At 66.3% G+C, this 8,920-nt stretch carries 9 protein-coding genes; all 9 read right to left on the bottom strand.

What is annotated here, in order from left to right; genetic code table 11:
* Positions 1-282 (bottom strand): hypothetical protein (locus VGH85_22020; protein HEY2176496.1); only part of this gene is annotated, 282 nt, incomplete at its 3' end.
* 43 nt (positions 283-325) lie between these two features.
* A complete protein-coding gene (locus VGH85_22015) occupies positions 326-1,429 on the bottom strand; it encodes a mandelate racemase/muconate lactonizing enzyme family protein (GenBank protein HEY2176495.1) in 1,104 nt (367 codons plus the stop codon).
* 90 nt (positions 1,430-1,519) lie between these two features.
* Positions 1,520-2,539 (bottom strand): ABC transporter permease, encoded by a 1,020-nt coding sequence (locus VGH85_22010; protein ID HEY2176494.1) that lies wholly within the window; start codon positions 2,537-2,539, stop codon positions 1,520-1,522.
* Entirely contained in the window at positions 2,539-3,498 is a 960-nt protein-coding gene (locus VGH85_22005) for an ABC transporter permease (GenBank protein ID HEY2176493.1), read from the bottom strand. Before VGH85_22005 ends, VGH85_22010 begins: the two co-directional genes overlap by 1 nt.
* A complete protein-coding gene (locus tag VGH85_22000; GenBank protein HEY2176492.1) occupies positions 3,495-5,051 on the bottom strand; it encodes a sugar ABC transporter ATP-binding protein in 1,557 nt (518 codons plus the stop codon). Before VGH85_22000 ends, VGH85_22005 begins: the two co-directional genes overlap by 4 nt.
* 73 nt (positions 5,052-5,124) lie before the next feature.
* Complete coding sequence (locus VGH85_21995; protein HEY2176491.1) at positions 5,125-6,045, bottom strand: substrate-binding domain-containing protein; 921 nt, start codon at positions 6,043-6,045, stop codon at positions 5,125-5,127.
* 231 nt (positions 6,046-6,276) lie between these two features.
* Positions 6,277-7,098 (bottom strand): carbon-nitrogen hydrolase family protein, encoded by an 822-nt coding sequence (locus VGH85_21990; GenBank protein HEY2176490.1) that lies wholly within the window; start codon positions 7,096-7,098, stop codon positions 6,277-6,279.
* 69 nt (positions 7,099-7,167) lie between these two features.
* Positions 7,168-7,983, bottom strand: coding sequence for a hypothetical protein (locus VGH85_21985; protein ID HEY2176489.1), 816 nt, complete (start codon positions 7,981-7,983; stop codon positions 7,168-7,170).
* Positions 7,984-8,181: 198 nt separating this feature from the next.
* A partial coding sequence (locus VGH85_21980; GenBank protein ID HEY2176488.1) for a GntR family transcriptional regulator occupies positions 8,182-8,920 on the bottom strand: 739 nt, incomplete at its 5' end.

The following is an 8,920-nucleotide window of genomic DNA, read 5'->3' as shown; positions in this document are numbered from 1 at the left end:
CAGGACGGTCCCGCGGGGCGTGTGGGTCATCCACATCTGGTAGCCCTGATCCCCGGCCGCGGAGAAGGTCGGCATGCCGACGAAATTGTCGACCGACAGGTCGAACACCGTTCCGGCATCGGTGCGGCTCATGATCGTCCGTCGGGACTCGGCGTCGATCAGGTTCAGCATTCCGATCTCGTCGTCGGTCCCGAACGGCGACGACGTCACCTCCCGGAACTTGCCGTCGTATGCCGCGATGCGCGCCTTCTCAGCGGCACTGATGAGCGTCGGTCCACACATGTGATCTCCCTGTGCAACGTTGTCGGCCGAAGGGTCTGTGAGATCAGTCCGGCAGCTCGTAGCGGCTGACGGCGTCGGGGTCGAGCACGATGCCCAGGCCCGGCCGGTCGGGCACGAGGACGGCCCCGTCGGCGAACCGCAGCCGAGTCTCGGGCGTCAGGAGCGCCTCGAAGTTGTAGATGTCCTTGTCGAGCGCGAAGTGCTCGACGGCGACGCAGTTGGTGACCGACGCCGCGAGGTGCACGTGCAGGTTGGCGTGCCAGTGCGGCGCGACCGGCACGCCCGCGGTCTCGGCGGCGTGCGCCACGCGCATCCACTCGGTGATGCCGCCGATGACGCCTGCGTCCGGCTGCAGGATCGCGGCCGCGCATCGCTCCAGCAGTTCGCGAAACTCCCACCGCGTCTGGGCTATCTCGCCGGTGGCGATCGCGGTCTCCACCCGGCCCGCCAGCGTGGCATGGCCGCGGATGTCGTCGGGGGACAGCGGCTCCTCCACCCACCACAGCCCAGCGTCCCCGGCACCACGCTCGAGGATCCGGATGGCCCGGGTCGCCTCGGCGAGGCTGTGGTAGGCGTTGTTGGCGTCAAGGGCAAGCCGGCCTCGGCCGTCGATCACATCGATCGCGGCACGCACCCGATCCGCGTCCTCCTCAGGGCTCAGGCCACCGACCTTGATCTTATGGTCGCGGAACCCGAGGCCCTGGTTGAAGTTGATCTCCCGGGCAACCGCGTCTGTCCACTTGCCTTCGTCCGGCTGGTAGTAGCCACCCGATGCGTAGGCCGGAATCGGGCTGACGGAGCCGCCGAGCAGGGTCGAAAGTGCGATGCCGTGGCGCTTGGCGGACAGATCCCACAGCGCGATGTCGACCGCCGACATGGCGCGCAGCACCACGCCGCGCCGGCCGGCCAGCAGCGTCTCTTGGTACATCCGCTCCCAGAGGCCGGTGATGTCGCGTGCATCGGCGCCCATGGCCACCGGTTCGAGCAGTTCGTGCACAGCCTGGGCCAGCAACCGTCCGCCCGTCGTCCCCGCGTAGGCGTACCCGAGGCCGACATGGTCGGTGTCGTCAGCCTCGATGGTGACGAGAACGAAGTCTCGCTTGTCGAGGCGGCGGGTGGACATGCTCGTGTTGCGGCTCAACGGCATGCGTACTGCTCGCGTTTCGATACGCGTGATCGTCATTGCGCTCTTTCGGTCGTGGTGATGGACGGACTGAGGGCATGTCGGGCGCGCGGCTCACTGCCGCAGCCGGCGCTCGCGGGCGTAGAGCACGAGGATCACGAGGATGGCGAGGCCTTGGGCGATCTGCCGGCCGGCAGCGGCGATGTCCGAGAGCGTCAGGATCGAGTCGATGGTGCTGAGGATCAGCACGCCGGCGATCGTTCCCACGTAGCCGCCGCGGCCGCCGAGGATAGAGGTGCCGCCGATCACCACCGCGCCGACGGACGGGAACAGGTAGGTCGAGCCGATGCCGAAGTCACCGCTGCCGGTGTACCCGGCGAGGGCGATGCCCGCGACGGCGGCCATCACCGCCGCGAAGATGTACACGCCCAGCAACGTCGACCAGGCTCGGATGCCGGCCAGCCGAGCCGCGCGGGCGCTGGTACCGATCGCAAAGACGCGGCGGCCGAACGTCGAGCGGTGGAGGACCAGGTACGTGACGATGCTGACGACAATCCACCCAACGAGCAGGCCGGAGAACCAGCCGTTATGCCCCATGGTCCGTGTCAGCAGCTCCGGTGGCAGGCCGGTGGAGCTCCCTGCGGTGAGCACTAGCACCGCGCCGTCGACCGCTGCACCCACGCCGAGTGTCATGATCATCGGCTGGATGCCGAACACCGTGATGCCGATCGTGTTGATCATGCCTAGCACGGCCGCCACGATGATGATCAGGAGCAGGACCGGCCACCGGGAGGAGTCGCCCTGGACCCAGTACGGGGTCATCACCTCGGCGAAGGCCAGGATCGAGGCGACCGAAAGGTCGATGCCGCCGGTGATGATGACCACGGTCTGACCCGCCGCCACAATGCCGAGCACCGACGCGAGCGCGATCATCGTGCTTAGGTGCGCCGAGCCGAGAAAACCGGGGTGCAGGATCTGGCCTACCACGCCCACCAACACCACCGCGATGTACGCGGCGGCGACCGGCGTCACGCGTCGGTGCAGGGGTGTCCTGGCGGAGCTGCCCGATCCGCCCCGCGAGCCGCCGGACTCGTCCTGCGTGCTTACGCTCTTGCTGTCTGCCGTGCTCGTCATCACACGCCGCTCCCGACCGACGGAAGCGGGATCCGGATCCATCGGCGCGCGGTGAAGCGCGACAGCGCCAACGCCACCACGAGCAAGACGCCGTACACCACGCGCTGGTAGAAGGCCGACGCGCCCGTGTAGAACACCAGGCTGTTGATCAGTGTCAGCGCCAGGGCGCCGAAGACCGCTCCGATGAGCGACCCCTTCCCGCCCTGAAAGCTGACTCCGCCCAGCACCGCCGCCGCGATGGCCTCCAATGTGATCGACGCCCCGCTGAGAGGGTCGCCACCGCTGGTGGTCGCCGACAGCATCAGGCCACCCAGCGCCAGCAGCAACCCCGCGATGGCGAACACGGCGATCTTGGTGCCGACCACGGGGATGCCCGCCGTGTACGCGGCGTTCTCACTGGACCCCACCGCGTAGATCCGTTTGCCAAATCGAGTGCGCGCCAGCCACAGCCACAGTGCGATCAGCGCCAGGCTCCACCACAGCGGCGCGTAACCGGAAGTGAGGTTGCCGAACGAGTCGGGGATGCCGCCCTTCGGAGTCGGCAACACGTAGAGCGCCACGCCTGCCCAGACCGCCGACAGCGCGAGCGTGACGATGATCGACGGCAGCCGGACGAGCGCCGTAAACAGGCCGGCCACCACGCCGAGTGCGATGCCGGCGAGGGTTGCGAGCAGAACCGATGCGGCCGAACCGTGCCCGATCAGCACAACGATGATCACGTTGGTGAGGCTGATGACGCTGCCCGAGGCGAGGTCGATCGAACTCGTCAACATGACAATGCCCTGCGCCGCCGCCGCAAAGACCAATGGCAGGCTCGTGCCGAGCAGGTACAGCAGGTTCGAGGCCTGGATAAAGCTCGGCTGCAGGATCGTGTTGAGGACGAGCAGAACGAGCACCGTAAGGTAGATCGTCGCGTCGCCCAGGTTGATCGACACCCCGTTCTTGGTCGGAGCAGTCATGCGGCCTTCTCTGCTGATCGACCGAAAATGCCCCGCAAGATGTTCGCCTCGCTTACGTCCGAGCCGACGAGCTCGGCTGACACCGCGTGGTCGTGAAAGACAAGCACACGCGGGCACAGCGCGATCAGTTCCGGGATCTCCGTCGAGTTGACGATCACCGACAGTCCGCTGTCGGTCAGCTCCTCGAGCAGCCGGTAGATCTCGTCCTTCGACCGCACGTCGATGCCGCGCATCGAGTCGTCCAGCAGCAGCACTTTCGGTCGGCTGAGCAGGCCGCGGCCGAGAATCACCTTCTGCTGGTTGCCACCACTGAGCGAGTCGATGCTGTCGCGCAACGAGTGCAGTCGCACGCCCAGCCGGATCGCCATGTCATTGCTGAACCTGCGCTCGACCGAGCGCATCAACCATCCGTAGCGGCTCAGTCGAGGCAGGCAGCTCAACACCATGTTGGCGGCGATCGCGTGCCCGGACACGATTCCCTCGACCTTGCGCTCTTCGGGGATGTAGTAGATTCCGTTGGAGATCGTGTCCCGTGGGGAGCGTGCGTGGACGGCCTCGCCGTCGATCTCACGGGAGGCTCCTCGGGCGGGAAGATCGCCGCCAATGACGCGCAGGACCTGCTTCTGGCCGTGGCCCTGCAGGCCGGCCAGGCCGAGGATCTCCCCTTCGTGCAAGTCGAACGCGATGTCCTCGCGGAACCCTGCCGATGCGGGAATCGAGAAGCGCGCGCGCACGGTCGAGGACACCGTTCGCCGCGGCCGCGCCGACACCGCGTCGCCGGTGTCGGGCACCAGGTCGATGATCTTTCGCTCGCCCAACAGCTCGTCGAGCAGGATGTCATGGGTGATGCCCTTGGCATCGCGCGTCGAACCGATCCGGCCGTCGATCAGTGTCGACACACGGTCGGATATCTCGAGCACCTCGTCGAGCCGGTGGGAGACGAACAGCACCGCGGTGCCCGCGGCCGCCAACCCACGGCAGACCTTCATCACCTGGCGCGCCTCGGGCGAGTCGAGCGCCGACGTCGCCTCGTCCAAGATCAGTGTCGAGGGCTGCCGAGCGATGGCCCGCGCCACCTCGACGAGTTGCAGCTGGGCCAGGGTCAGGTCGCGACAAGAAGCTTTCGGGGGAAGCTCGAAGCCGTGCGCTTCCAGGAACTGCGCCGTGCGAGATTCCAGCGCACGCCTGTTGATCGTGCCGATCCGGTTGTGCGGGTAGCGGTCGAGAAAGATGTTCTCGGCGACTGTGAGAGACGGCAGCACCGTCAGCTCCTGGAAGGCAGTCGCGATCCCACTCCGCAGGCTGCTGGCCGGGGAGGAGCAGTCGACCGGCCGCTCGCCGCGGGTGATCGTGCCGGAGTTGTTCACGACCGTCCCCGAGAGGATCTTCACGAGCGTGCTTTTGCCCGACCCGTTCTCACCGAGAATGGTGTGCACCTCACCCGGCCGGAATTCGAGGGAAACGCCCCGTAGAGCGCGAGTGTTGCCGTACGACTTCACGATTTCTGTGAGCGTGAGGCCTACGAAAGGGTCGGGCCGTGCCTGCGACAGCATGGGGCACTCCTCGGAAGGCAGGGTTCGGGCGGCGAAAGGCCGGTCCCAGGCGTGCCCGTGACCGGCCTTGCCGCTACGAGAGGTAGCTCTGAAAGAGCTCGGCCTGCGGGACCGGCACCGGGTTGACGAACTGGCCGGGCTCGTTGGTGAGCCCCTTGGTCCAGATGGTGTCGAGGTTGTCGTTGGTGATCAGGGGGGTTTTCAGCAGCACCGGGTTAGAGCTCACCTTTGCGCCCTGGTGCACCTTGATGCCCAGCCAGAGCGCGTCGACGACCACGGCCGGCGGCTGCGGCGCGCCGACGGTCTTGTAGCCCTGCGCGACCCGGTCGTGCCAAACGTTGAGGAAGTCGGTCGTGCCGTCGAAGACGATCGGTGGCAGCGGCTTGCCGGCGCTGATGAAGGCATTCGCCGCACCGCCGGCCGAGTCCCCCTGGTCCCACACTCCGGCGATGTCGGAATTCTGGGCCAACACCTGGGCCATCTTCTGCTTGGCCGTCGCCGGGTTCCAGTCGACGTTGACTTCGCTGACCGTGATGTCCGGGTATTTGGCGAACACCTGCTTGGCGAGATTATTCCGATCCTCGTTCACCGGCGTGCCAGCGATGCCCTCGAGCATGACCACGTGGCCTTTGTGACCGATGGTGTCGGCGAGCCCCTGCGCCGTGTCGGCAGCGATGATCTTTGGGTCGATCTCGACGTTGATCGACTTGTCGCTGCTCGCCAGATTGTCAGTCGTCACCACGGTGACCCCCTGGGCCACGTCGCGGGCGATCTCAGCGTTGAGCCCGGTCGCTGACTGGGCGTCCACGACGAGGACGTTGACGCCCGACTGCACCATGTCGTGCATCTGCTGGATCTGGGTGGAGACGCTGTCTCCCGCGTTCTGGATGACGTACTTCTTGATCTGGCCGCTGCTCTGAAGCTTGTCGGCTTCGGCCTTGAAAGAATTGATCATGATTCCGCGGAACGACGAGGTGACGCTCGAGTTGCTCAACCCGAGGACGATGCTGCCATTGTCGCCGCTTGTGGAACTCCCTCCACTGCCGCATCCAGCCAGTCCAGCAGCGACCGCTAGACAGATCGCGGGAATGACGCTTATTCGTCGGAATGCACGCATCATTTACTCACCTCAGTGATCGTGTCTCTCCTGTGCGGACGTGCTGGCTACGTGCTTGCAATGGAGTTGGCCGTACGAGCGACCAATGCTGAGATAAACCGGATTCGGCTATATCCGATAAGCAGCGGGCCGCCGGTCTTTCCACGGGCTTAACTCAAACTCGCCCGCCGTAAAAGTGATCGATTTTTCCCTGGATCGCGCAAGGTCCACGTCGACAACGAGCAGATCCTGCTCGCTCTCCGCCTTGGCGAGCACCTCGCCCATCGGGTCGACGACCTGGCTGTCGCCGAGGAAGTCGATGCCGTGCTCGGCGTCGCCTCGGTTGGACACCAGCAGATAGACGAAGTTCTCCGCGGCCCTCACCCGGGTGAAATGATCGGCCAGAATGCTGGCTTGAACCGGCCAATTGGTCGGCAGCGCGATCAACTCGGCTCCCTCGAGAGCCAGCGTGCGCATGACTTCGGGGAAGCGGATCTCGTAGCAGATCGCAATCCCGATCCGGCCCAGCGCGGTGTCGAAGACGGCCGGGGCGGTTTCCTCAGAGACCGTCGCGAAGCGGTCCGCGCCCATGAACGGTAGGTGGCGCTTGCGGTACCTGCCGATCAGCCCGCCGGGGCCGAGGACCGCAACGGTGTTGAACAGCTGATCTCCGTCGCGCTCGAGATAGCCGACGAGCGCGTGCATCTCCCGCTCCCGACAGGCCCGCGCGAGGTCGCCCATCTCGGGACCGTCGGAGTTGATCGCGATCGCGAACGCCTGCTCGCGGCGGCTCGTCACATAGCCGGTCAGGAAACACTCCGGCAGGACCACCAGCCGTGCACCGGCCTCGGCAGCTCGAGCGACCACCTCGACGGCGCGCCGCGAATTGGCCTTCGCGTCACCGAAGATCGCGTTCACCTGAGCGACCGCCACGGTCAGTTGGTCCGGCATGGATGGCTCCTTAGGCAGGGCATTGAGACCTGGAAGGGCTCCGGGTCGAGACGAGACCGGTACTGACGTTCATCGCGTTGACATCCATTCCCTTTCCAGATAGTTGGGTTGCACGTAGCCGACTGACAGTTGCTCCTGGTGCCACCGGCGCCGCTGTTCGGCAGGCACCGCGCGGTAACCGCGCCAGAGCAGACCGATCGCGACGGCGGCGTAGCGCTGGTACTCCAGGACACGCCGAAGGCAGTCGGTGTCCGCCAGCAGGGCTGCCGCGTCCCGCGCCGCGGTGCTCAGCGGCGCGAGCTCCCCGAAGTCGGCGAAGGCGCCCGCCTCGATCTCGGCGAGCTCGGCGAGGTCGGGCCTGCCCCCCGGTGAGCTGTCTACGACGGTGACCAGGTCGTCGTAAAGCTCCAGCCACACCGACCGGTCCGGCTCGTCGAGCCACAGCGTCGCCTCGAAGAGCATCAGGGCGTGATGCCGAATCATGCTGTAGCCGTGATCGAGGGTCACCAGCTGAATCTGCAGAGCATCGTTGGTGAGGCTCAACTCCAGCCGCGACGAGCCGGCCAGCACTGCGCGACGGTCCGCGCGTCCCTCCAGGACAGGTGCGTACGCGAGCCCGAGCAGCTCCATGAAGAACCCGACCTCCGGAAGGTGCTTGAGCACCCGAGGCTCACCGGAGGCATCCAGCCAGGCACCCATGAAACGCCCGTACGGCCACTGGCCGGGATCAGTGACGGTCTCGTGGTCGACGGCCGCGGGGCGCGCGACGTCACCGGCCAGGGGCAACAGCTCGGACGCCCGGCGGCACCCCTTCTCGGTCCACAGTCGTGACCGTTCATCGGTGAAGACCTGCGCGGGAAACGGCGTGCCTTGGAAGGTATCCACATCCGTCCTTCCTCCCTGGTGTGCCCCCGTGCCAACGAGGAGGCCGAACAAGACCGAGCCTTGCATGTAAGATGCAAGACAGTCAAGAGTCGCTGAAGACCGTCTCGTCGATGTGGAGCAGGTAGTCGCCGCCCCTGCGCTACTTGAGGGCACATCACAGCTTCGCCAGCGATGCGCCGCCAAAGGCGCGCGAAGGCCTTAGGTGAGGGGCTCGGTATCCGCGGGCGCCGGCCAGGGCGGACCGAGCAGCACCGAGGCGGCGCCGGTCTCCTGCTCGATCAGCAGATTGCAGGTCAGCAGGATGTGCTGGTGCATCTCGTGGGCGGCGCCCGGCGCGTCGCCGGCGACGATGTGCCGGTAGATCGCCTCGTGATCCGCGACGACGTCAGACAATGGCCGGGTCTTGTCCGCGGTGGAAGCGCCTCGAATCATCTGCAGGTCACGCAGCGAATCGACGTAGTTTGCCAATCGCCGGTTTCCCGAGGCTTGCAGGATGACGCGATGGAAAGCGGCGTCGCATCGCAGGTGCTCGCGGGGGTTGTTCAGGACATCGGTGACCCGCCGCAACGCGGTCAACGCCTCGCGCAACCGCCGGTGTTCCACCTTCCTCATCAGGGTCGCCGCCCGATAGGCAGCGCGTGGCTCCAGCAGCAGCCGCATCTCATAGATCTCGGCCAGGTCGTGGGTAGAGGTCTCGAGGATCCGCATACCGCGACGGTGCTCGACACGTACCATGCCGTGATCCACCAACCGCGTCACCGCCTGGGCCACCGGGGTCCGTGACACACGCAGCTGCGTGGCGAGCTCATTCATCGAGTACAACGCCCCGGGTACCAGGTCACCGGACACAATCAGGTCGCGGAGCCTGCGATAGATCTCTTCTTCCAGGCTTGGAGCAGGTGCTGGTAGCGGCTCGATCTCCACGCTGGCCACCCCG

It is taken from the genome of Mycobacteriales bacterium (assembly GCA_036497565.1).
Lineage (GTDB): Bacteria > Actinomycetota > Actinomycetes > Mycobacteriales > QHCD01 > DASXJE01.
Note: the sequence above shows the minus strand (reverse complement) of the source record. Positions and strands in the feature narration are given on the sequence as shown.

What these genes read in the sequence shown, in the direction of transcription:
- VGH85_22005 (HEY2176493.1), bottom strand. Translation starts at nt 3,498, where the DNA reads ATGACTGCTCCGACCAAGAACGGGGTGTCGATCAACCTGGGCGACGCG.
- VGH85_22000 (HEY2176492.1), bottom strand. Translation starts at nt 5,051, where the DNA reads ATGCTGTCGCAGGCACGGCCCGACCCTTTCGTAGGCCTCACGCTCACA.
- VGH85_22015 (HEY2176495.1), bottom strand. Translation starts at nt 1,429, where the DNA reads ATGCCGTTGAGCCGCAACACGAGCATGTCCACCCGCCGCCTCGACAAG.
- VGH85_21990 (HEY2176490.1), bottom strand. Translation starts at nt 7,098, where the DNA reads ATGCCGGACCAACTGACCGTGGCGGTCGCTCAGGTGAACGCGATCTTC.
- VGH85_22010 (HEY2176494.1), bottom strand. Translation starts at nt 2,539, where the DNA reads ATGACGAGCACGGCAGACAGCAAGAGCGTAAGCACGCAGGACGAGTCC.